Here is a 23,485-nt window from a genome sequence, read left to right as displayed (position 1 = left end):
TGTATAAAATGGCTACACGAACGTCGTATTTCTGCCTGCTCTCCTCCTGCCTTCTTTTGCTTTCGGCCTGTACTGTCGACGTCAGCCCGCCGAATAAATCCGCCGCCATCGATGCACAATCCAAAAAATGGGCGGTGACTTTCCAGCACCAAAGCTCATTTACGAGTAAAGCACTCGTCGAAATTACCGATACCGACCTTAAGCCTGGCGATCTGCTGTTCTCCTCCAGCCTCGGGGTGACCTCATTAGGCATCCGCGCATTCAGTAACGCTTCCGTAAGCCACGTTGCCATCTATCTGGGCGAAAATGAAGTCGCAGAAGCCACGGGAGCCGGTGTACAAATCGTTTCGCTCGAACAGGCGAAGAAACACAGTGATAAACTTTTTGCCCTGAGAGTGCCGGAACTGACCCCGCAACAGGCCACAGAGATCAAAACCTTCGCCTACAAAATCAAAAACAGCGGCTATAACTATCGCGGTATCGTGGAATTTATTCCGTTTATGGTGACTCGCCAGATATGTTCGCTGAACCCTTTCTCTGCGGATTTCCGGCAACAGTGCGTCAGCGGGCTGGCAAAAGCGCAACTGAGCGATCCCTACGAGGGAAAGAAAACGGCATGGTTTTGCTCCGAATTCGTCACTGATGCGTTTGCCAAAGCGGGACATCCACTTACCCTGGCTCAGTCGGGCTGGATCAGTCCTGCCGACCTGATGCACATGCGGGAAGGCGACGTGGCAGCCTTTAAGCCAGAAACGCAGCTACGCTATGTCGGTCATTTGAAGTTAGGGATTTATATTAAGATGGGACGATTTGTCGGACTGACGCGATAAGCGCGGCACACAATAACAAAACAGCGGAAAAGCGAAAGCAGTCCGGTCAACCGGACCGCTGTCGCTCAGCCCATCACTTAGTCGGTGCAATTCTTACCTGGGATAAATTTAATCTCTTTGTCAGCTATCAGCGTTTTCACCGGCTCATGGGTATCCGGATTAGCTTCCAGCGTGAAGTGCCCTTCGACCGACAGTAACACGGGCTTTTCACTGGCGCCACGCGCCGCAAGGTACTTACGCTCCAGTTCTTCATTGTTCGCAACTGCCACACGTTTTCCCGTCGCACAGTCAGTGAACGTCGCGGCATCCGCCATATAGAAATACATCCCACGCATCGCCATCGGCGTAACCGGGAGGCTCGATTTTACCGGCTCCAGCGTGTAGTTGAACTGAGATTCGACAGGATTACCTTCCCGATCCAGCATTTCCAGCGCGTCGCCTTTCGCACGATAGTACGATTTCTCACCCTGACTGTCGGTCAGCACCAGTTTATCGGCAGTACGCGCCCAGGTGCCGTAGGAAGCAAAAGACGATGGCTCTTCACGCACGCCTTGATAGCGTTCGTTCATCACCCACGTGCCATCTTTCTCCAGAAACAGTGAGGTCTCAATTCCCTCGCAGTCGGCGCAAGGCAGAACGCCCCGCCAGCTTTGCTGCATCGGTTTTAATTCGGCAACCTGAGTGGGCTGTAAAGCGTCAACTTCCGAACGGTTATTACAGCCAATCAATGCGACAAGCGTAAACACCGCCATCGCTGAAAGTAGTGTTTTTTTCACCGTGACTCCCTATCCATTATTATTCCTGTCCGTCAGTCATCGCGACGGACTTTTCCACGAAGGGCTTTGACTGAGGATTTCTGCGCCTTCGAATTTAATCTTCGCTCTTTCGACGCGCGCGTTGGTCGGGTGGCCCGTCGACTTTTTTGCTCTGCGGTAAGTTCTTTAATCACCGCCACCAGTCTGGCAAACGCCGCTTCCCGATTTAGCTCCTGGCTGCGGTATTCCTGCGCTTTTATGATTATCACACCCTCAGCCGTGATCAGATGATGGCTCGCAGCCAGCAGACGCTCCTTATAATACTCTGGCAGGCTGGAGGCCCGGATGTCAAAACGCAGATGTATCGCCGTTGAGGTTTTATTCACGTGCTGTCCCCCTGCGCCCTGGGCGCGAATGGCGCTTATTTCCAGCTCATCGTCAGGGATCGAGACCGTTCGTGAAATAACAATCATGCCAGTGGTTGCCAGCAGGCCAGATGAATTTCCAGATTATTCTGAGCATCGGATAACCAGACTGCGCCATCCTGAATCGTTGCCTGTAACGTCATCGTGCGATCCGCGAAGGCGCTGAGTCGGGACAGTTGCTCATCATCCAGATACCAGACCGTCAGATTCGAAAACGGCGCGCATTTGCTCTGATTTTGCTGCCACCAAATCTGCGCGGCACGGCTGTTATAGGCAAACAGCGCCACCTCAGCGGCCTGGGTACACGCCTTTTTAATACGACGCTCATCCGGCAACCCCAGCTCTATCCACAGATCGATACCCAAATGGTCGTTACGCAGCCATGCTTCCGGTTCATCCTCGGCGCTGAGACCGCGCGTGAATTGCAGACGCTCATTCGCATATTTAATCCACGCCAGCAGACGCAACATCATGCGTTCCTGCGTTTCCGACGGATGACGTGCCAGCGTCAACGCCGCATCAAGAAACTGGTTGCGATCAAGATCCGCCACATTGACAACGGCTTTATAAATTGTCGCTTTAAGCGCCATGAAAAAACTCCTTTCGAATCAGGCGACCATTGTAACGAATATCGCCGCAAAAGGCTGTTGAAGGATCATCTGTCAAGGCGCTGATATTGCACGAATGGCTGTGGTATAGTCACCTTGCTAAACAGAGTTTATCTTCGTAGGCTTAGACTTGCATCCACGGTGAAGTCAGAATACTGACAGGAGGGCATGTGGAAAAATATTGTGAGTTAATACGCAAGCGGTATGCGGAAATCGCCAGCGGAGACTTAGGGTATATCCCGGATGCGCTGGGTTGCGTATTAAAGGTGCTTAATGAAATGGCCGCAGACAGCGCCCTTTCTGAGTCGGTCAGGGAAAAGGCGGCTTATGCTGCTGCGAACTTACTGGTGAGCGATTATGTCAATGAATGATACATACCAACCCATCAATTGTGATGACTACGACAACCTTGAGCTCGCCTGCCAGCATCATTTATTACTGACGCTGGAACTGAAAGACGGCGAAGTTTTGCAGGCGAAAGCCAACGATCTGGTTTCGCGTAAGAATGTGGAATACCTGGTTACAGAGGTTGCGGGTGAAACACGCGAGCTTCGTCTCGATAAAATTGCCAGCTTTAGCCACCCGGAAATCGGTACAGTGGTGGTTAGCGAATCCTGAATGAGTATTGCCGGATGGCGGTGCAAGCACCTTTATCCGGCCTACTCGCCATGGGATACGTAGGCCTGATAAGCGCAGCGTCATCAGGCATTTCAGATGCTCTTATCCCACACCAATTTCACCCCTGATTCCCCCTCTGCCAGTCCCTCACGCGTAACAAAAACACCCGCAGCGGCAATGAGCGTGTCGCCGTAAAACAGCAGTGGCGTGGTATCGCGTCGCCAGGGTGGAACGCCCAACTCCTGCCATATTTTCTTCAGCTTCCGCCCACCATTGCGGCCTACAATATGCAGCAATCCTGGAGCTTTAAAACGTATGCTAACAGACTCGTCGGCACGTGGTTTTCGCAACTCGCCACCGGCAATGAGCCGCAACACCCCACATCCGGCGGGCAGAGATAGCGGCATTTGCCAGTCGGTCCATACCATCACCGTATCACTTTGACCGACAACCGATTTTACCCACCACAATTGCTCCTGATAACGGCGCACTTCAAAGTCGCCGAAACGCAGACAAGGCGATGCATCTTCCCGCGCCAGCGCCACTTCCTGCCAGATCCGCGCCAGTCCCTCCCGTGAGGGCATCGGCGCATTCTGCTTCGCCAGCCAGCGTCTGAGCAGCGCGGCGCGGCGAACATCGCGCATCCCCATAAGCGGCGTCAGCGCCAGCGTCCCGTTTACGGTGATACAGCCCGACAGCTCTTCTGCCAGCAGTTCATCCAGCAGACTTTCCTGTTCCGCACAGAGCGCTGCGCTACGCGCCGCGGCGTCGGCAAAATGTGGCCAGCGCTGCTGTAACAGAGGAAGAACATGCAAACGCAGGAAATTACGATCGTAGGCGTCGTCCTGATTACTTTCATCCTCTATCCAGCGAAGCTGGTGTTCCCTCGCCCACTGCTCCAGCGCATTGCGGCTTTGGGTTAACAGCGGACGGATAAGCCGGGTTCCGGCAAATGACGATACTGCCGCCATTGCAGACAGCCCCGCCGGGCCGCTGCCGCGCTTAAGCGCCAGTAAAAAAGTTTCACACTGATCGTCAAGATGCTGCGCCGTCGCCAGCTCCTCACCGGGAAGTAGCGCCCCGGCAAACGCCTGATACCGGGCCTGTCTGGCATGCGCTTCAATTCCCAGACCCGCGTCTGCCAGCGTTACGTGCTCCACCACCAGCGGCACCTGCCATTGCGCGCAAAGCGTTTCGCAATGTGTCACCCACTCATCTGCATGTGAACTCAGTCCATGATGGATATGAATCGCCCGCAGAGAAAGTGCCGGTTGCTGTGCCCGCCATTGCACCAGTTGATGCAGGAGTACGGTTGAATCCAGACCGCCACTAAAAGCGACCAGAATCTGTTGCGAGGAAAAAAGCGATCTATTCAGCGTGAGTGTTGTCATAGCGGTTACTTACAGTGACGTTGCCCGGCACGTTACCGGGCAATCGCCACAATAACAAGTCTTACTGTTCATACAACTCAAGCGGCAGACCATCGGGGTCTTTAAAAAAGGTGAAGCGCTTTTGGGTGTAGGGATCAATGCGGATGGCTTCACATTTAACGTGATTCGCCTCCAGATGGGCAATCGCTTTTTCCACATCATCCACGCTAAACGCCAGATGACGTAAACCACAGGCCTCCGGACGACCTGGACGCGCCGGAGGGAAAGGGAAAGAAAAAAGCTCAATCACATACTGCCCGTTCAACGCCAGATCGCCCTTCCAGGAGTCTCGCTCTTCACGGTAGGCTTCGCTCATCAGCGTGAACCCCAGGATATCGCAATAGAAAGCCTTACTCGCGGCATAGTCTGTCGCAATGATTGCAATATGGTGAACCTGTTTTAATCCCAGCATAGCGTTTTCGTCTCCTTTGTTTATTATCCTCACGTTACCCGCCAGGGGCCGCGCAACGCAAATCGTCATGCCGTTTTTAAGACTCGTACACGGTATACGCCATCATCATCCTGCTTCGCGCCATGAATATCAGTTTCAAAACCCGGATAGTGGTGGCCGACAGAACAGAGCATCAGCAGGAAATCGAGTACCGCGCGGCTTTGTTCCGTAATCATTTCTCCCGGCATTAACAGCGGCACGCCTGGAGGATAAGGCAGGATCATATTCGCCGATACGCGGCCCACTAGCTGATCGAGCTCCACCGTTTCCACTTCGCCTTTAATCTGCCGCTGCCAGGCCTGGTGTGGCGTCATGATCATTTCAGGCAATGTGTCGAATGCCCGTAACATCAGTCCGGAGAGATCGTGCTGACGGATAAGCTTATGGATCCCCTGCGCCAGATCCTGAATACGCATGTTGCGATAGAAATCCGGATCTTCCGCATAGAGATCGGGCAATATGTTTTTCACCCGCAGATTGAGATCGTAAGCGCGTTTAAACTCGGTCAGACCACGAAGCAACCCCATTGCACGGGTTTTATCAATGCCAATACTGAAAAGAAACAACAGGTTGTACGGGCCTGTTTTTTCCACCACCACGCCGCGCTCATCGAGGAATTTCGCCACCAGCGCGGCGGGAATGCCCTCATCGCTCATGTTTCCCTGCTCATCCATGCCAGGCGTCAAAATGGTCACCTTCACCGGATCGAGGAACATATGATCATCGTCCGCATCGGTAAAGCCGTGCCAGTCCTCACCGGGCGCTACAGGCCAGCACTGTGCCTCATCGATCTCTTCCGGTTGCCAGATATCAAAGAACCAGCCGTCCGACTCCTGGCGCAGCCGCTGTACCTCTTTACGAAAATGCAGCGCCCGCTCTACTGAGCGATTAATCAGGCGTTTACCCGGATTCCCCCGCAACATCGCCGCCGCCGTTTCAATCGAGGCGACAATGGGATAACTCGGCGATGTGGAGGTGTGCATCATAAAGGCTTCATTAAAGGTCTCTTCGTCATAGTCTCCTTTAATATGGATCAGCGAAGCCTGCGATAACGCTGCCAACATTTTGTGGGTGGATTGCGTTTCGAAGAAAACCTTGCCCGGTACACGTTCACCACTCATCCCACTTTTTCCCTGATAAATGGGATGAAAATGGGTATATGGCACCCAGGCGGAATCGAAGTGGATAGAGGGAACGTCCAGCGTCTGCTTGATCCAGTTAGTGTTATACAGCAAACCGTCATAGGTCGAATTGGTGATCACCGCATGAACCGGCCATTGTGCCTGCACCGTCGCCGCCACTTTGCTTTCAATACTTTCTCGTGTGAACTCACGCTTAGGAATGCCGCCCAGAATGCCGAGCGCATTACGGGTGGGTTTCAGCCAGATTGGTACGACATCGCTCATCATCAACAGATGCGCAAGCGACTTATGGCAGTTACGATCAATCAGCAATGTGCTGCCGGTTGGCGAAGCGTACATCCCGACAATTTTGTTTGATGTGGAGGTGCCATTGGTCACCATGTAGCTCTGCTCCGCACCAAAGGTACGGGCGATGTACTCTTCCGCCTCCAGATGCGGTCCGGTGTGATCGAGTAACGATCCCAGTTCCGTTACCGAAATCGACACATCTGCTTTCAGCGTGTTGCCGCCGAAAAAATCATAAAACAGGCAGCCAACCGGGCTTTTTTGATACGCCGTACCGGCCATGTGTCCCGGTGTGCAAAAGGTATATTTTCCCTCTTTGACATAGGTGAATAACGCGCGGGTGAAGGGCGGCGTGATATTGTCGAGATATTCATTGGTATACTGACGAATACGCGTGGCAATATCTTCCGCCTGTCCCAGCGCGTACTCAAAAAACCATAATGCCATGCGCATGTCGTGAACGCTGACATCCATCGTCGAGTGCGTATTAATAAACGCATACAGCGGTAAATACTCATTGAGCTGGTTAATGTCGCTGCACAAATCGAGGCTGTACTCATCCCAGTCAAAGACCACTCCGCAGATACGCGGATTGTGCTCGATGAATTTCAGCAGATCGACGCTATTTTGCGGCCAGATAATCTGAAAGCCTTGTGATTGCAGCGCACGTTCCAGTTCCTTAATGGGCTCGTCTTTATAAAAGACTCCGTGCGGCCCCATGATGGCGATGATGTTCATGCGTTCCTCCTGGAAAAACCTAAGCTAATCATAGTCTGTTCAAACCGCAGGTAAAAAAAAGGGCCACAGATTGTGGCCCTTTTCGGAATGGTCAACGCTTACGCGTAGCCGTAGCTCATCAGACGTTGATAGCGACGGTTTTTCAAATCTTCGGTGCTCAGCACATCGAGATCGGCAAGGTCGGCCAGCAGTTGCGCTTTCAGTGAAACCGCCATTGCCTCCGGGTTGCGATGCGCGCCGCCCAGCGGTTCCGGGATAATGGAATCGATGAGTTTCAGCTCTTTCAGACGCGGAGCGATAATGCCCATCGCTTCTGCTGCCAGCGGCGCTTTATCGGCGCTTTTCCACAGAATGGAAGCGCAACCTTCCGGCGAGATAACAGAATAGGTGCTGTATTGCAGCATATTCACTTTATCACCCACACCGATAGCCAGCGCGCCGCCAGAGCCACCTTCACCGATAACGGTACAGATAACCGGCACGCTCAGACGTGACATTTCACGCAGGTTACGGGCAATGGCTTCCGACTGTCCACGCTCTTCCGCGCCGACGCCCGGGTAAGCGCCCGGGGTGTCGATAAAGGTGATGATTGGCATCTTAAAACGCTCGGCCATTTCCATCAGACGCAGGGCTTTGCGGTAGCCTTCCGGTGCTGGCATACCAAAGTTACGACGGATTTTCTCTTTGGTTTCGCGGCCTTTCTGATGACCAATGATCATCACCGGGCGACCATCCAGACGCGCAATCCCGCCGACGATAGCTTTATCGTCCGCATAGGCGCGATCGCCTGCCAGTTCGTCAAATTCGTCAAACGCCAGGCGGACATAATCCAGGGTGTAAGGACGCTGCGGATGGCGTGCCAGTTGGGCAACCTGCCATGCGCCAAGATCGGCAAAGATTTTGCGCGTCAGCTCTACGCTTTTTTCACGCAGGCGATGCACTTCTTCATCGATATTAATATCCAGTTTCTCGTCCTGACGGCTCACCGCAGTCAAAGAATCGATTTTTGCTTCCAGCTCGGCAATCGGCTGTTCAAAATCAAGGAAATTCAGACTCATAGTATTCCTGTATTAGTCAAACTCCAGTTCCACCTGCTCCGAACCAATGAGGCCACGGAGATCGTTTAGCAAACGATCGCTCGGAGAGACACGCCACGTCGCACCAAAACGCAACCGCGCACGTGCATCCGCCCTCTGATAGTAGAGATGTACTGGAATTGTCCCAGAGCGGTGGGGTTCCAGAGACTGACGGAGTCGGTTTAAAAGCTGGTCATCAATTTGCCTGTCCGTCAGCGAGATAGCAAGCCCGCGAGCATATTTTTCCCGGGCTTCGTCAATATCCATCACTTCGCGGGCGGTCATTTTAAGCCCCCCGCTGAAGTCATCAAAGCTGACCTGTCCGCTGACGATAAGTATGCGGTCTTTTTCCAGCAATTGCTGGTATTTATCCAGGGCGTCGGTAAACAACATGACCTCAAGACGTCCGGAACGGTCATCCAGTGTACAGATGCCAATACGATTGCCGCGCTTGGTGACCATAACCCTCGCGGCAATGACGAGCCCCGCAGCCGTGGTGACTTTACCACGTTCTGTCGGATGCATGTCTTTCAGCCTGTAGCCTCCGACATAGCGCTCAATTTCTTTTAAATACTGGTTGATGGGGTGGCCCGTCAGGTACAGTCCCAATGTTTCACGTTCCCCATCTAATACCACCTGCTCTGGCCATGGCTGGCAGCTGGCATAAGACTGTTCAATTTGCTCTGGCTCTTCTGCCAGTACGCCAAACATATCTGCCTGACCGATCGCTTCCGCTTTTGCGTGCTGATCGGCGGCTTTCAGGGCATCGCCCAGCGAATTCATCAGGGCAGCGCGATGGGGGCCGAGCCTGTCAAACGCCCCGGACATGATCAGTTTTTCCAGTACGCGGCGGTTTAGCTTTTTAGTATCAGTGCGCGCGCAGAGGTCGAACAACTCACGGAAATAGCCGCCGTTGTTACGCGCCTCGATGATCGCCTCGATCGGGCCTTCGCCCACGCCTTTAATCGCGCCGATGCCGTACACGATCTCCCCGTCGTCATTGACGTGGAAATGATACAAACCGGAGTTAATATCTGGCGGCAGAATTTTCAGCCCCATCCGCCAGCATTCATCAACCAGGCCGACCACCTTCTCGGTGTTATCCATATCGGCGGTCATTACCGCCGCCATAAACTCGGCAGGATAGTGCGCTTTCAGCCATAGCGTCTGATAGGAGACCAACGCATAAGCCGCAGAGTGCGATTTGTTAAACCCATACCCGGCGAATTTCTCTACCAGGTCGAAGATTTTCATCGCCAGTTCGCCGTCAATGCCGTTCTTTTTCGCCCCTTCTTCAAAGGTGCCGCGCTGCTTGGCCATCTCTTCCGGCTTTTTCTTACCCATTGCACGGCGTAGCATGTCCGCGCCGCCAAGTGTATAGCCAGAGAGTACCTGGGCAATCTGCATGACCTGTTCCTGATACAGGATGATGCCGTAGGTTGGCTCCAGTACCGGTTTCAGACTTTCATGTTGCCACTGCACATCCGGATAAGAAATCTCTTCGCGCCCGTGCTTACGGTCGATAAAGTTATCCACCATCCCAGACTGTAACGGCCCCGGACGGAACAGGGCCACCAGGGCTATCATATCTTCGAAGCAGTCAGGCTGTAGACGTTTAATCAGGTCTTTCATGCCGCGGGATTCGAGCTGGAAGACCGCCGTGGTCTCCGAGCGTTGCAGCATGTCGAAGCTTTTCTTGTCGTCCAGCGGGATAGCGGCGATATCCAGCGGCGGCTCGCCGTTCTTCTCGCGACGGGCGTTAATCATCTCCAGCGCCCAGTTGATGATGGTGAGCGTACGCAAGCCGAGGAAGTCGAACTTCACCAGTCCCGCATATTCCACGTCGTTTTTATCAAACTGGGTAACCGGATGCTGCCCCTGTTCATCACAGTACAGCGGCGCAAAATCGGTGATTTTCGTTGGTGCAATTACCACCCCTCCTGCGTGTTTACCGGCGTTACGGGTGACACCTTCCAGCTTACGCGCCATGTCAATCAGCGCTTTAACTTCTTCATCCGCCTCGTAAATTTCCGGCAACTGCGGTTCAGCTTCGAAGGCTTTCGCCAGCGTCATTCCCGGGTCAGGCGGAACCAGTTTCGAAATTCTGTCGACAAAACCATACGGGTGGCCCAGCACACGCCCCACGTCGCGGATCACCGCTTTCGCCGCCATCGTACCAAAGGTAATAATCTGCGATACCGCATCGCGGCCGTACATATCCGCCACGTGTTCAATGACCTGGTCGCGTTTCTCCATACAGAAGTCAACGTCGAAGTCAGGCATAGAGACACGTTCCGGGTTGAGGAAACGTTCAAACAGCAGGTCAAATTCCAGCGGATCGAGGTCAGTGATTTTCAGCGCATAAGCCACCAGCGATCCCGCACCGGACCCACGGCCCGGGCCAACCGGCACACCGTTGTCTTTCGACCACTGGATAAACTCCATTACGATGAGGAAGTAGCCCGGGAACCCCATCTGGTTAATCACCTGTAACTCAATATCCAGACGCTCATCGTAAGGCGGGCGTTTTTCCTGACGCACGGCTTCGTCCGGGAACAGGAAGGCCAGACGTTCTTCCAGCCCCTCTTTCGATTTTTTGACCAGATAATCTTCGGTGGTCATGTCACCGGTCGGGAACTGCGGCAGGAAATATTCACCAAGACGAACCGTCACGTTACAGCGCTTGGCAATCTCAACGGTGTTTTCCAGCGCTTCCGGAATATCGGAGAAAAGCTCACACATCTCCTCTTCCGAACGCATGTACTGCTGCGGTGAATAGTTACGCGGACGCTTGGGATCGTCGAGGGTAAAACCATCGTGAATCGCTACGCGGATTTCATGTGCGTCAAAGTCATCGCTGTTGATAAAGCGCACGTCGTTGGTTGCCACCACCGGCAATCCACGCGCTTCCGCCAGTTCAACGGCAGCGTGCAGGTATGTCTCTTCATCGGGTCTGCCGGTACGAATCAGTTCCAGAAAATAGCGGTCGGGAAAGTGTTCTTCGTAGAACGCGATGCACTCATCCACCAGCGCGCTATTGCCGCGCAGCAGACTGCGTCCAACATCACCCATGCGACCGCCAGAGAGCAGGATCAACCCCTCTTTCAGCTCAATCAACCAGTCGCGATCGATAATCGGCCCCGCTGCTCCGTAGCCACGCTGATAAGCTTTGGAGATCAGCAGGGTGAGATTTTGATACCCGGTGTTATTTGCGGCGAGCACTGTCAGATGCGTGAGTTCATCAGCCATCAGCTCGCTCTGGACATGGAAATCAGCGCCAACAATGGGTTTAATCCCCGCGCCATGACCCGCTCCGTAGAACTTCACCAGACCGCAGAGGTTCGTAAAATCGGTGATCGCCAGCGCAGGCATGCCCAACGCGGCCGCCTTTTTTACCAGCGGCCCGGTTTTCGCCAGCCCATCGATCATGGAGTAGTCGCTGTGCACCCGCAGGTGGACGAAACGTGGTTCAGACATCTTCAGATTCCTTCGACACAAGAATCAGGACGCGAGTCCCAGTGCGCGTTTAACCGGCGCAAAGCTACGTCGGTGATGCTCCGTTGCGCCATGTTCAGCCAGTTTTGCCAGATGGAACGCGGTGGGATATCCCTTGTGCTGAGCAAAACCGTATTGTGGGAAAACGAGATCCAGCGCGGCCATTTCGGCATCCCGGGTGACTTTCGCCAGTATGGATGCCGCACTGATTTCCGCGACCCGGCTATCGCCCTTCACCACCGCCATCGACGGCACAGGCAATGCCGGACAGCGATTACCGTCAATCAGCACATATTCTGGCGCGATATGCAACCCAGCCACTGCACGCTGCATGGCCAGCATGGTCGCGTGGAGAATATTCAGTTCGTCGATCTCATGCGGCTCTGCGCGACCGAGACTCCAGCTCAACGCTTTTTCTTTGATTTCGTCATACAGCGCCAGACGACGCTTTTCAGATAATTTTTTAGAGTCGTTAAGACCCACTATCGGGCGGGCCGGATCGAGAATAACGGCAGCCGTCACAACCGCCCCAACCAGTGGACCCCGCCCAACCTCATCCACACCCGCCACTAACTGCGTATGTGGATAAACGAATTCTATCATCGTGCTAACTCCAGGACTGCGTCCGCTGCCTGTTCGTCGGCGTTACAACGGATCTGCTGATGCAATTCGCGAAACGTATCGTGCATCGCATGGCTGGTTTTTCCATTCGCCAGCAGGGGAAGCAGCGCCTCAGCCAGCTTTTGCGGCTCACACTCTTCCTGCAGCAACTCTTTGACTATTTCTCTTCCCGCCAGCAGATTTGGCAGCGAGACATAGTCTGTTTTTACCAGACGTTTTGCCAGCCAGAAGGTGAAGGGCTTCATTCGATATCCGACCACCATCGGGCATTTCGCCAGCATACATTCAAGCGCAGCAGTACCCGACGCCAACAGCGCGGCATCGCTGGCAACCATTGCTTCCCGCCCCATCCCGTCCAGCAGATGAACAGAGAGTTCTGGCGCAACTTCCGCTTTGATCTTCTCGAACTGCTCGCGGCGTTTCGCGTTGACCAGAGGCACCACCACTTCAAGATCAGGATACGTCTGGCGCAGCCGTTGTGCGGTTTTCAGGAAGTCTGCGCTGAGCATTTCCACTTCCGCGCCACGGCTGCCGGGTAAGAGTGCCAGACAGTGTGCGTCATGTGGGATTCCCAGCACATCCCGCGCCGCGTTCTTATCGGGATCCAGCGGCATCGCATCCGCCATCGTGTGACCGATAAAGCGACATGGCACGTTGTACTTGTCGTAAAACGCTTTTTCGAAAGGCAGAAAAGCCAGAACCATATCGGTGGATCTGCCTATTTTGAAAACGCGTTTCTGTCGCCACGCCCAAACGGACGGACTGACGTAATGAATCGTTTTGATACCCTGTTTTTTCAGATTGCCTTCAAGCGTGATATTGAAATCTGGGGCATCAATCCCGACGAAGACATCAGGCTGGAGCTCGGTGAACCGGCGGGTGAGATCGGCGCGAATATGCAACAGGCGACGCAGGCGGCCAAGCACTTCAACAATGCCCATAACAGCCAGCTCTTCCATTTCGTACCAGGCTTCACAGCCTTCGGCCTGCATTCGCGGGCCGGCAACGCCGACAAAGCGCGCGTCAGGCACGCGTACTTTCAGCGCCCGAATTAAGCCGGCACCAAGAATATCGCCGGAGGTTTCTCCGGCGACCAGGGCAATCGTTAAAGGACGTTGCTCAGTCATTAACGAATCAAACCGCGCGTTGATCGGGCGAAGAAATCACTGAACGCCTGGACTTCCGGATACTGCTTCGCCAGTTCGGCTATTTCCGGTTTCGCTTCATCAAGTGTCTTACCACTGCGGTACAATGCTTTATACGCATTGCGGATCGCGGTGATCGCCTCACGGGTAAAACCGCGACGCTTTAGCCCTTCGATATTAACGCCAAACGGCGTTGCGTGGTTGCCCTGGGCAATAACGTACGGCGGAACGTCCTGAGCTACGCCAGAACAGCCGCCCACCATCACGTGCGCACCAATAATGCAGAACTGGTGCACGGCGGTCATTCCACCAATGATGACAAAATCATCCAGTGAGACATGACCCGCAAGCGTGGCGTTATTAGCCAGAATACAGCGATCCCCTATAGTGCAATCGTGTGCCACATGAGCATTGATCATCAGTAAGTTATCGCTGCCCACCTTCGTCAATCCACCGCCCTGCACAGTGCCACGATGAATGGTCACGCTTTCGCGAATGCGGTTACGATCGCCAATTTCCACACGGGTCGGTTCACCAGCATATTTCAGATCCTGGTTAACTTCGCCGATGGAGGCAAACTGATATATCTCGTTATCGCGGCCAATTTTGGTATGACCATTCACGACAACGTGAGATTTCAGTACGGTACCCTCACCAATTTCAACATGGGGTCCAACAAGGCAAAACGGACCAATATGAACGTTAGCGCCCAGTGAGGCGCCCTCTTCCACAATGGCGGTCGGATGAATAAAGGCGGATTTATCAATCACGTATCAGGCCTCCCGGCTACGAGCACACATCATCGTTGCTTCGCAAACTACTTTACCGTCGACCAGCGCAACCCCTTTAAAGCGGGTCAGGCCACGGCGCGTTTTCTCGAAAGTGACTTCCATGATCATCTGATCGCCTGGCACGACAGGACGCTTAAAGCGCGCTTCATCGATACCTGCGAAGTAGTAAAGTTCTCCTGGCTCCAGTTTACCTACGCTTTTGAACGCAAGAATACCGGTCGCCTGCGCCATCGCTTCCAGAATCAGTACGCCCGGAAAAATCGGCTTACCCGGAAAATGGCCCTGGAAAAACGGTTCGTTAACAGAGACGTTTTTCACCGCGCGCAGAAAACGACCTTCTTCAAAATCCAGCACGCGGTCAACCAGTAAAAACGGAAAACGGTGCGGCAGAAGTTCTAAAATCTCTTCAATATGCAGAGTATGAGTGTTAGTAGTCAAAATACTCTTCCTGTCCAAATATGCTAAAAGCCAATAATAACACGGCCTGCCGCAATCGTATGAATGCCGACAGGCCGTAAAGTATGTGTGACCGGGTGGGAGTTTAGTCTTGTTGATTAACCTTGCGCTCAATAGCTTTGAGGCGCTTGCTCATATCATCAATGCTCATCACCAGTGCGGCTGTCTTACGCCATACTTTGTTAGGTTGCAGCGGAATGCCTGAAGAATAAACGCCAGGTTCAGTGATGGGACGCATCACCATCCCCATGCCCGTCACGGTAACCTTGTCACATATTTCCATATGTCCGTTGATTACGCTGGCCCCCCCAATCATGCAATAACGGCCAATCTTCAGGCTACCCGCCATGATGACGCCCCCGGCAACCGCCGTATTGTCGCCAATCACAACGTTATGTGCAATCTGACACTGGTTATCAATGATAACCCCATTGCCGATCACCGTATCATCCAGCGCACCACGGTCGATGGTGGTACAAGCGCCGATCTCCACGCGATCGCCAATAATGACGCGACCAAGTTGCGGGATCTTCACCCAATTGCCACGATCGTTAGCGTAGCCAAAACCATCGGCACCAATAACCGTACTGGACTGGATCAGGCAATTTTCACCGATCTGAATGTCGTGGTAAACCGTTACATTCGCCCACAGGCGCGAGCCTGGGCCAATTTTCGTATTTTTCCCAACGAAGCAACCTGCGCCGATAACCACGTTATCGCCAAGTTCTACGCCAGATTCAATCACCGCGTTCGCGCCAATTGAGATATTGCTACCCAGCTTCGCCGTGGCATCAATCACTGCACTCGGTGCAATGTTTTGCGCGGGCTGCGGCGTGGTATCTAATAGTTGCGCCATGCGCGCATAAGTCAGGTAGGGATTCTTCACTACCAGCGCAGCACTTTTAGCAAAAGGGAGATCGTCTTGCGTCATGACAACGGCAGACGCCTGGCACAAGCCTAAATGTTCACGGTATTTCGGATTCACCATGAACGTGATGTGACCCGTTTGCGCAGACTGCATGGACGCAACGCCGGTGATGACGATATCGCCATCACCGTGTAATTCTGCATCCAACTGCTCTGCTAAATCAGCCAGTCGAATTGAAGGCATTACTTATTTAACCTGTTTCAGTACGTCAGCGGTGATGTCTTTTACATCGCTGCTGTTGTAAGCAACGGTGTTCGCGTCAACGACCAGATCGATGCTCTGGCTGCTGGCAACAGATTTCACAGCAGTCTGGATACGGGTAACCAGTTTGCCACGTTCTTCATTGGAACGACGTGCACGATCCTGCTCAAAAGCTTGCGCTTTCTGAGAGAACGTCTGGCGCTGAGCCATCACCTCTTTTTCCAGCTTAGTACGATCGCTGCCCGCTTTCATGGATTGCAGACGCTGCATTTTAGATTGCAGGTCAGATTCCATACGCTGCAGTTCACTGGCGCGGCCTTTAAATTCATTTTCCAGCGTGCTGGAAACACCCGTCTTCTGCGCAACCTGCTGGAACAGGCTACCCATGTTAACGATCGCAATTTTGTCAGCAGCCTGTGCAGACGTAACCATTGCTAAACCGAGACCTGCCGCTAATAACCACTTTTTCACAATAAACTCCTTACCATCCCATTTGCACCCGAAGGTGCAGTTCTTTGCGTGGCCAGGCGATCCCATGCAAGATGATCGCCTAAAGTCATCGCTACACTACCATTACATTCCTTTGCGAAGAACAATTACCAGGTTTTACCAATGTTAAACTGGAACTGCTCCTTTTTGTCTCCATCGTAATCCTTAAACGGCTGGGCGTAGGAGAAGACCAACGGCCCCAATGGGGACATCCATTGTAATGCGATACCAGCGGACATACGGATATTGCTCGGATCGCTGTAGTCCGGATAACCAGCGTAACGGCTGGAATCCCAGTTTGTATCCCACACAGTACCCATATCCCAGAAGAAGGAGGTACGTACTGAGTTCGCGTACTTATCACTGATGAACGGCGTCGGGGTGATGAATTCCAGGCTGGCGACAGCCATGGCGTTCCCGCCCACTGCATCATTTGACTCACACGGTGCGGAGTTAGTGCTGGCACATTCGTTATTGTAGTCGTCATCGCCATCATGACGGCTGCTGGCTGGCAGATACAACGCCTTCGGACCGATGGTGTTGGACTGGAAACCACGTACGGTGCTGGAACCACCCGCATAGAAGTTTTCATAGAACGGCATCTCTTTGCCGCCTAAACCATCACCATAACCCCAACGTGTACGACCCAGAACCACCCATTTGTGATCGTCATCGATAGGCACATAGGTCGCGGTATCCAATGTTGCTTTATAGTATTCGTTATCAGAACCCGGAATGGTCACTTTACCGTTCAGGTTGATACGCGTACCTTCCGTTGGGAAGAAGCCACGGTCCAGTTTGTTGTAGGTCCAGCCGTAGTTGAAGGTGAAATCATCTGCGGCGAAGCTGTTATTGTCGTTGGTCGGATCCGGATGCTCGCCCATCGAATCAAGATAACGCCACATGGCGACCTGCGGCTGCATGTTGGACAGCTTGTTATGCACATAGCCAAGGCCCGCACGCAGCGTGTTGTATTCATTGATGGGGAAGCCCAGCGTCACATCTGTACCGTAACTCTTGTTAGTATAGTCGGACAGATCCGCGTCATCCGCACGGAAATCATTATAGAATACGCGTCCACCCAAGCTTACACCATCGACGGTGAAGTAAGGGTTCGTCACCGACAGTTCAGTATAGGTCTGGTAATCGTTCTTCGTACCGTTGATCCCTACCGCATAACCGGTACCCAGCCAGTTGTCCTGCTGAACGCCCGCCTGGAAACTAACGCCACTTTCCGTACCGTAACCGACACCGAAGTTGAAGCTACCAGTGTTACGCTCTTTCACCTTATAGACCACGTCAACCTGGTCCGGGCTGCCCGGAACACGCTGCGTATCGGTGTCGACCGTTTCAAAATAACCCAGACGGTTCAGACGCTCTTTGCCTTGATCCACGAGGTTGCTGCCCAACCATGCCCCTTCCATCTGACGCATTTCGCGGCGCAGAACGGCATCTTTGGACGTATCGTTGCCTTCAAAACGAATCTTACGCACATAGAAACGGTTACCCGCATCCACGTTTACGCGCAGCTTAACGGTTTTATCAGCATCATTGATTTCAGGTTGAGACTGAACGCGCGGATAGGCATAACCATAGCGACCCAGAAGCTTCTTAATATCATCTTCCATTTTGGTCACTTTGGTGCCGTTATAGAGTTCACCCGGCTCAATTTTCGTCAGGCTTTCAATCTCCGCGGAGTGACCAGCCAGGTTACCCGATACCTCAACGCCAGAAAGCTTATATTGATCGCCTTCTGTGATGTTCACGGTAATGTAGATACCTTTTTTATCCGGGGTCAAACTGACCTGCGTGGAGTCGATATTGAAACGTGCGTAGCCGCGATCCAGATAGTAGCTGCGCAGAGTTTCAAGGTCACCCGCCAGTTTCTGCTTCTGGTATTTACGATCGCCTACCACGTTCCACCAGGGAACTTCATCACGCAACTGAAAGTGAGAGATCAGTTCATCTGTGCTGAAGGCATGGTTACCGACGATATTGATCTGCTGGATCTTCGCCGATACCCCTTCCTGGAACACCAGTTTCAGGTCAACACGGTTGCGCGGCAGTGGTGTGACAACGGCCTTCACGCTGGCGCTGTATTTACCGACGCTGTAGTAGAAGTCTTCCAGACCTTTCTCGATATCGGCAATGGTGGTGCGATCCAGAGATTCGCCAACACGCACGCCAGAAGCCTCGAGGTTTTGCTTCAGCATGTCATCTTTCACCGATTTGTTACCGGAGAAAGTGATGCTGGCAATGGTCGGACGTTCTTTTACCTGAACGAGAAGAGTATCACCATCGCGAAGGACGCGAACATCCTCAAAGTTGCCGGTGGCAAACAGAGCGCGAATGGTATTACTGATATCTTCATCATTAACCGTGTCGCCTGTGCGCACCGGCATACTGAGGAGGGCCGCACCAACGGCGACACGCTGCAAGCCTTCGAAATGAATGTCCTTCACTACGAACCCTTCAGCACCGTATACGGTGGCGCTGCTAAACAGCAGCGACGCTATGAGCAACTTTTTCATCGCCATCGTTATTATGCGTTCTTCCTAACTAACTCTCTTACAACCGAGAGAAATCATTGAAAAGTGCAAGCCCCATTAACAGCACCAGCAAAATCGAGCCAATGCGATAACTAAAGTCTTGAACCCGCTCGGATACCGGCCCGCCCTTAAGCTTTTCAATCGCCAGGAACAGCAGATGCCCCCCGTCAAGAACGGGCAACGGAAACAGGTTGATTATCCCTAAGTTCACGCTAATAAGCGCAAGGAACATCAGGTAATAAATCACCCCGAACTCCGCTGACATCCCAGCCCCCTGAGCGATAGAAATCGGCCCACTGAGGTTGTTCAGTTTCACATCACCGGTTATCAATTTTCCCAGCATACTGACCGTCAGCTTCATCAACTGCCACGTTTTATCCGTGGCCTGTGCAATGGCGCTAAACGGCCCATACTGGCGTACTGTCTTGTACTCATCCGGCAAAGGTATAACTTTTGGCACTACGCCAGCAAACCCCTCTGCCTTCCCGTTACTCGATTTCGAATCCGGAATTAACGTCAGCGACAGGGTACTCCCCTGTCTTTCAATTTCCAGCGCTAACGATTTGCCTGGATTATCGCGCACAAGGGTCACGAACGTCATCCATTGCGTTAGCGGTTGACCATCGACTTTAACGATCCTGTCGCCAGCTTGCAAACCCGCCTTACTTGCGGCGGACTGCGCCTGGACTTCAGATAACACCGGTTCAATCTGTGGTCCACGCGGCCGAATCCCTAAAGAAGATACAGGATCTTCTTTATCAGGCTCAAATGCCCACTGCCGCAAATCCAGCGTTTTTTCCTGCCGCTGATTGCTGCCGAAAGGCGCCACGCTGATTGTAGTTTGCTCATCACCAATTTTGGAGACCAGTTGTAAGCGCACAGCATCCCAATCAGGGGTTTCGATGCCATCAACGGCTTTAAGTTCCGTGCCTGGAATAATTTGCGCCTGAGCGGCAATCGAGTTGGGTGTTATTTCACCAACCACCGGACGAACGCCAGGGACACCGATGATAAACACCAGCCAATAGGCAAAGATAGCGAAGAGAAAGTTTGCAACTGGACCCGCGGCAATAATCGCGGCGCGTTGCCCCACGGATTTATTATTGAAAGCGTGGTGACGCAGCTCCGGTATTACCGGTTCAGCGCGTTCATCCAGCATTTTGACATAGCCGCCCAGAGGAATAAGAGCGATGACATATTCGGTGCCCGCCTTATCAGTACGGCGCCAGAGCGCTTTACCAAAGCCAATGGAAAAGCGCTCTACGCGGACACCACAGCGCCGGGCAACCCAGAAATGACCAAATTCATGCACGGTGATAAGCACACCCAGTGCGACGATGAATGCAGCCAGATTCCAGAGAATACTCAGCATAAAACCTTCCGTTATAGCGTCTTGAATACCAGTAACAACAGACAAGCAAAGACCGGTACTGCCGCCGTCAGGCTGTCAATACGGTCCAGAATGCCACCGTGTCCTGGAATCAAATGACCGCTGTCTTTAATTCCTGCTTCACGCTTAAACATGCTCTCAGTCAGATCGCCCAGTACAGAGGCGAGGGCTGCAACAATAGAACAGATTAATAAGGTGACAGGCGCAACATCCAGATTCACCCACATGCCGTACCCCCAGGAGATAACAGCCGCCGTCGCGAGCCCGCCAAAAAAACCCTGCCAGGTTTTACCTGGCGAGACTTTTGGTGCCAGTTTATGTTTGCCAAACAGTTTGCCAAACATGTACGCTCCGGAGTCTGCCCCCCAGACCAGGATCATGACATAGAGCAGCCATATTGCGCCACTGTAATGATTCTCGTCATAGTGCCAGGCGCGCAATGCCAGCATTCCCCAAAAGAAGGGAATAATGGTTAACACGCCAAAAATTATGCGCAATGTCTTCGAGTTACGCCAAATTGCCGCCGAGCCGGGATAAAAAAACACCAGCAGTAACGCGACAATCCACCAGCCTAACGATGCCCAGAGCGAAACCTCGACAAGGGGCTGATGAATATTATGATGATATTCCGGCAGTAAAAACAGCATGAGTGCAAGCAAAAGCCCGCACAAAACCGCCAGCCATACGCGTTGCGTGCGAGTAGCAAAACCACTTAACTGTCCCCATTCCCACGCGGCCAGCATACAGACAACCAGCGTCACAATGGCGAACCCCACCGGCGGCAATAAAAACAGAGCCGCGATGACCACGGGAATTAAAACAAAAGCAGAAATCAGGCGATACTTCAGCAAAAGCGACCCCCATCAGGCTTTTTCATCACCGGGCTCGGTGCCGCCGAAACGACGCTCTCGATTAGCAAAGGCATGCAGCGCACCTTCAAAGTCTTGTTCATCGAAATCGGGCCAAAGAACATCTGTAAAGTAAAGTTCGGCATAGGCAATTTGCCAAAGCAAAAAGTTACTTATTCGATGCTCTCCCCCTGTCCTTATTACTAAATCCACCGGAGCCAACTCATGCATACAGATTTGTTGGTTGAGCATGTCTTCATCAATCTGGTCAGGGCGCAGTATACCTTGCTGCACCTGTTCTGCCAGTTGTCTGACTCCCTGGACGATATCCCAACGTCCGCCGTAATTCGCTGCAATATTCAACGTCAGCCCGGTATTCTGGGCGGTAAGCGCTTCTGACTTACGAATACGTTCTTGCAAACGTGAGTTAAATCGGCTGGTATCGCCAATAATGCGCAGGCGGACGTTATGGCGGTGCAGGCTTTTCACTTCGCTATCCAGCGCCCACACAAACAATTCCATCAACGCGCTGACTTCCTGCGCTGGCCGGTTCCAGTTTTCACTACTAAAGGCATACAGCGTTAACGCATCAATACCATTGTTGGCAGCAAAGGAGACCGCCCGGCGGACGGATTTCGCTCCGGCCTTGTGCCCGAACGCGCGAATCTTCCCTTGCTTTTTCGCCCAGCGACCATTGCCATCCATAATGATCGCGACATGACGACAGCCATGTGCTGGCAAATTTTCGCTTACTGGTTGAGTTGCTGACAACATAACGCGTTTTATAGTCCCTGAAAGGATTTAGCGGTACTCAGGAATACTGAAGCCTTTACACAAAAAAGCCGTGTCAAACCACGGCTTACCTGACCCAAAAAGCCAAATACATGCGATCAGGTGGCGCAGACTATATCACCGAAGCACAACGCTAACAAATAGCACGATCTTCTGTAGCAGGATTATCCTCAGCTTGAGAGTCGCATCACTTGTTTTCTGGCGACTTCTCGCGCAATGGCATCCACCCTCAGAACGTCTTCAACGCTCTGGGGCTCCTGCAAATCCATCTGATCAAGTACCGCTAAATTGAGAGCGGCGATATCGGTAAAGCGAATTTCTTCAGCAAGAAATGCAGCAACAACAATTTCATTCGCTGCATTCAGCGCGGTTGTCGCCGCCTGCCCCTGCTCAAACGCATCCATCGCCAGCTTCAGGCAAGGATAACGTTGATAATCCGGCGCACTGAACGTCAACGCACTGAGTTTGCAGAAATCGAGCGGCTCCACGCCAGAGGTCACGCGATTCGGCCAGGCCATCGTGTGAGCGATAGGCGTGCGCATATCCGGTTCTCCCAGTTGCGCCAGAACGCTGCCGTCCTGATAACGCACCATTGAGTGAATCACCGACTGCGGATGAATCAGCACTTCCATCTGGCGGGCACTGGCGTTAAACAACCAACGCGCTTCAATGTATTCCAGACCTTTGTTCATCATGGTGGCAGAATCGACGGAAATCTTACGCCCCATCGACCAGTTTGGGTGACGGCATGCCTGATCGGGCGTCATTGACACCAGTTCATGCAGCGGCGTTTCCCGAAACGGGCCACCAGACCCGGTGAGCAAAACGGACATCACGCCATTCTGCTCCAGGTCAGCGTATCCCAGATTGTGTTGAATGGGTTGGGGCATACTCTGAAAAATCGCGTTGTGTTCGCTGTCTACCGGTAAAAGTCGCGCGTTACTCTGTTTCACCGCATCCATGAACAGGCGTCCACAGGTCACCAGTGATTCTTTGTTTGCCAGTAGAATAGTTTTTCCCGCACGAATCGCGGCAAGCGTTGGCAGGAGACCGGCTGCGCCCACGATAGCGGCCATAACCTGATCGACCTCTGCAAGCGCGGCCATATCACAGGCAGCCTGTTGCCCACTGAGCACCTCTGTCTGACAACCCTGCTGTTTCAGCGTCGCCTTAAGAAGGTTTGCGCTGGACTCATCATCCATCACGGCATAACGCGGGGTAAACTCAAGACACTGCTCCACCATACGGGTGACATTTTTTCCTGCCACCAGCGCGATCACGCGAAAGTGTTCAGGATTATGGCGCACCACGTCCAGCGTGCTGCAACCTATAGAGCCGGTCGAGCCCAGAATGGTTAGTTGCTTCATGAAACGTCCGAAAAATGAGACAGGTAAAAAGCAAAACGCCGCCAGCCGATCCTAA

At 52.9% G+C, this 23,485-nt stretch carries 22 protein-coding genes; 3 read left to right on the top strand and 19 right to left on the bottom strand.

Annotation, left to right across the window (positions count from 1 at the left end):
* The first annotated feature begins 8 nt into the window (after positions 1 to 8).
* Positions 9 to 830, top strand: coding sequence for a YaeF family permuted papain-like enzyme (locus WB371_RS02810; RefSeq protein ID WP_336218595.1), 822 nt, complete (start codon positions 9 to 11; stop codon positions 828 to 830).
* Positions 831 to 907: 77 nt separating this feature from the next.
* On the opposite strand, the gene nlpE is transcribed toward WB371_RS02810, so the two are convergent.
* From nlpE to WB371_RS02795, 3 genes are read right to left on the bottom strand one after another with little or no spacing between them, the layout of a single operon-like run.
* The gene (gene nlpE, locus WB371_RS02805; protein WP_336218594.1) at positions 908 to 1,606 is read right to left on the bottom strand and encodes an envelope stress response activation lipoprotein NlpE; all 699 of its coding nucleotides are present in this window, start codon (positions 1,604 to 1,606) and stop codon (positions 908 to 910) included.
* A 32-nt stretch (positions 1,607 to 1,638) separates the two neighbouring features.
* On the bottom strand, positions 1,639 to 2,058 hold the full coding sequence (gene arfB / locus WB371_RS02800; protein ID WP_336218593.1) for an alternative ribosome rescue aminoacyl-tRNA hydrolase ArfB: 420 nt from the start codon (positions 2,056 to 2,058) through the stop codon (positions 1,639 to 1,641).
* A complete protein-coding gene (locus WB371_RS02795) occupies positions 2,055 to 2,600 on the bottom strand; it encodes a YaeQ family protein (RefSeq protein ID WP_336218592.1) in 546 nt (181 codons plus the stop codon). The genes arfB and WB371_RS02795 overlap by 4 nt, the downstream gene beginning before the upstream one ends.
* A gap of 188 nt (positions 2,601 to 2,788) precedes the next feature.
* On the opposite strand from WB371_RS02795, the gene WB371_RS02790 reads away from it, so the two are divergent.
* Positions 2,789 to 2,989: a YaeP family protein gene (locus WB371_RS02790; RefSeq protein WP_044327029.1), complete on the top strand. Its 201-nt coding sequence runs from the start codon at positions 2,789 to 2,791 to the stop codon at positions 2,987 to 2,989.
* Positions 2,976 to 3,236 carry a Rho-binding antiterminator gene (gene rof / locus WB371_RS02785; RefSeq protein ID WP_336218591.1) on the top strand — a complete coding sequence of 87 codons (261 nt, stop codon included), beginning with the start codon at positions 2,976 to 2,978 and terminating at the stop codon, positions 3,234 to 3,236. The genes WB371_RS02790 and rof overlap by 14 nt, the downstream gene beginning before the upstream one ends.
* Positions 3,237 to 3,328: 92 nt before the next feature.
* On the opposite strand, the gene tilS is transcribed toward rof, so the two are convergent.
* From tilS to ispC, 16 genes are all read right to left on the bottom strand, one after another.
* Entirely contained in the window at positions 3,329 to 4,627 is a 1,299-nt protein-coding gene (tilS, locus tag WB371_RS02780) for a tRNA lysidine(34) synthetase TilS (RefSeq protein ID WP_336218590.1), read from the bottom strand.
* Between the two features lie 61 nt (positions 4,628 to 4,688).
* A complete protein-coding gene (locus WB371_RS02775) occupies positions 4,689 to 5,078 on the bottom strand; it encodes a VOC family protein (protein WP_336218589.1) in 390 nt (129 codons plus the stop codon).
* Positions 5,079 to 5,143: 65 nt separating this feature from the next.
* Positions 5,144 to 7,282, bottom strand: coding sequence for a lysine decarboxylase LdcC (gene ldcC, locus WB371_RS02770; protein WP_336218588.1), 2,139 nt, complete (start codon positions 7,280 to 7,282; stop codon positions 5,144 to 5,146).
* A 98-nt stretch (positions 7,283 to 7,380) separates the two neighbouring features.
* Complete coding sequence (gene accA, locus WB371_RS02765) at positions 7,381 to 8,340, bottom strand: acetyl-CoA carboxylase carboxyl transferase subunit alpha (RefSeq protein ID WP_336218587.1); 960 nt, start codon at positions 8,338 to 8,340, stop codon at positions 7,381 to 7,383.
* Positions 8,341 to 8,352: 12 nt separating this feature from the next.
* Positions 8,353 to 11,835: a DNA polymerase III subunit alpha gene (dnaE, locus tag WB371_RS02760; RefSeq protein ID WP_336218586.1), complete on the bottom strand. Its 3,483-nt coding sequence runs from the start codon at positions 11,833 to 11,835 to the stop codon at positions 8,353 to 8,355.
* A 24-nt stretch (positions 11,836 to 11,859) separates the two neighbouring features.
* Positions 11,860 to 12,456, bottom strand: a complete 597-nt coding sequence (gene rnhB / locus WB371_RS02755; protein ID WP_336218585.1) for a ribonuclease HII — start codon at positions 12,454 to 12,456, stop codon at positions 11,860 to 11,862.
* Complete coding sequence (gene lpxB, locus WB371_RS02750) at positions 12,453 to 13,601, bottom strand: lipid-A-disaccharide synthase (RefSeq protein ID WP_336218584.1); 1,149 nt, start codon at positions 13,599 to 13,601, stop codon at positions 12,453 to 12,455. The genes rnhB and lpxB overlap by 4 nt, the downstream gene beginning before the upstream one ends.
* Positions 13,601 to 14,389 carry an acyl-ACP--UDP-N-acetylglucosamine O-acyltransferase gene (gene lpxA / locus WB371_RS02745; protein ID WP_336218583.1) on the bottom strand — a complete coding sequence of 263 codons (789 nt, stop codon included), beginning with the start codon at positions 14,387 to 14,389 and terminating at the stop codon, positions 13,601 to 13,603. Before lpxA ends, lpxB begins: the two co-directional genes overlap by 1 nt.
* 3 nt (positions 14,390 to 14,392) lie before the next feature.
* Positions 14,393 to 14,848, bottom strand: coding sequence for a 3-hydroxyacyl-ACP dehydratase FabZ (gene fabZ, locus WB371_RS02740; protein ID WP_003018528.1), 456 nt, complete (start codon positions 14,846 to 14,848; stop codon positions 14,393 to 14,395).
* Between the two features lie 103 nt (positions 14,849 to 14,951).
* Positions 14,952 to 15,977: a UDP-3-O-(3-hydroxymyristoyl)glucosamine N-acyltransferase gene (lpxD, locus tag WB371_RS02735; protein WP_336218582.1), complete on the bottom strand. Its 1,026-nt coding sequence runs from the start codon at positions 15,975 to 15,977 to the stop codon at positions 14,952 to 14,954.
* Between the two features lie 3 nt (positions 15,978 to 15,980).
* On the bottom strand, positions 15,981 to 16,466 hold the full coding sequence (gene skp, locus WB371_RS02730; RefSeq protein ID WP_336218581.1) for a molecular chaperone Skp: 486 nt from the start codon (positions 16,464 to 16,466) through the stop codon (positions 15,981 to 15,983).
* Between the two features lie 125 nt (positions 16,467 to 16,591).
* Positions 16,592 to 19,021, bottom strand: a complete 2,430-nt coding sequence (bamA, locus tag WB371_RS02725; protein WP_336218580.1) for an outer membrane protein assembly factor BamA — start codon at positions 19,019 to 19,021, stop codon at positions 16,592 to 16,594.
* A 31-nt stretch (positions 19,022 to 19,052) separates the two neighbouring features.
* Complete coding sequence (rseP, locus tag WB371_RS02720) at positions 19,053 to 20,405, bottom strand: sigma E protease regulator RseP (RefSeq protein WP_336218579.1); 1,353 nt, start codon at positions 20,403 to 20,405, stop codon at positions 19,053 to 19,055.
* An 11-nt stretch (positions 20,406 to 20,416) separates the two neighbouring features.
* Positions 20,417 to 21,274 (bottom strand): phosphatidate cytidylyltransferase, encoded by an 858-nt coding sequence (cdsA, locus tag WB371_RS02715; protein ID WP_336218578.1) that lies wholly within the window; start codon positions 21,272 to 21,274, stop codon positions 20,417 to 20,419.
* A gap of 12 nt (positions 21,275 to 21,286) precedes the next feature.
* Positions 21,287 to 22,045 (bottom strand): (2E,6E)-farnesyl-diphosphate-specific ditrans,polycis-undecaprenyl-diphosphate synthase, encoded by a 759-nt coding sequence (ispU, locus tag WB371_RS02710; RefSeq protein WP_336218577.1) that lies wholly within the window; start codon positions 22,043 to 22,045, stop codon positions 21,287 to 21,289.
* A gap of 188 nt (positions 22,046 to 22,233) precedes the next feature.
* Positions 22,234 to 23,430, bottom strand: coding sequence for a 1-deoxy-D-xylulose-5-phosphate reductoisomerase (gene ispC / locus WB371_RS02705; RefSeq protein WP_336218576.1), 1,197 nt, complete (start codon positions 23,428 to 23,430; stop codon positions 22,234 to 22,236).
* Positions 23,431 to 23,485 lie beyond the last annotated feature (55 nt).

The sequence above is a fragment of the Citrobacter amalonaticus genome (genome assembly GCF_037053465.1).
Lineage (GTDB): Bacteria > Pseudomonadota > Gammaproteobacteria > Enterobacterales > Enterobacteriaceae > Citrobacter_A > Citrobacter_A amalonaticus_H.
The sequence above is the reverse complement of the archived record's forward strand: the minus strand, read 5'-3'. Positions and strand labels throughout refer to the sequence as shown.